The organism is Roseomonas sp. 18066, from assembly GCF_902706185.1.
In the GTDB taxonomy this organism is placed as follows: domain Bacteria; phylum Pseudomonadota; class Alphaproteobacteria; order Acetobacterales; family Acetobacteraceae; genus Pseudoroseomonas.
The window spans coordinates 1-424 of the sequence record NZ_CACSJM010000379.1 but is presented as its reverse complement, the minus strand read 5'-3'; the positions used below and the strand labels follow the sequence as shown (position 1 = coordinate 424).

General features: G+C 65.3%; 1 protein-coding gene. It reads left to right on the top strand.

The features are described from left to right. Positions 1 to 25 precede the first annotated feature (25 nt). A partial coding sequence (gene nth, locus GVN67_RS29325) for an endonuclease III domain-containing protein (protein ID WP_408906374.1) occupies positions 26 to 424 on the top strand: 399 nt, incomplete at its 3' end.

Here is a 424-nt window from a genome sequence, read left to right as displayed (position 1 = left end):
CTTTGACGGCGAGGTTCCGGGCCGGATGGAAGACCTGGTCACGTTGCCCGGCGTGGGCCGCAAGACGGCCAATGTGGTGCTCGCCAATGCCTTTGGCATCCCGGGCATCTCCGTGGATACGCATTTCGCCCGTTTGGCGAAGCGGTTTGGGTGGACCCAGTCCGAGGATCCCGTGCAAATTGAACAGGACGTGGGGGAGCTGTTCGAGCGCAAGGACTGGACCATGCTGTCCCACCGGGTGATCTTCCACGGCCGCCGCGTCTGCCACGCCAGGAAGCCCGCCTGCGGCGCCTGCCCGGTGGCCAACTGGTGCCCCAGCTATGGGCTGGGGGAGACCGATCCGGCCAAGGCAGCCAAACTCCTCAAATATGAGCTGGCGCCCGGCAGCGAGGCGTTGCTGGAGCAGTACCTGTCCGAACAACAC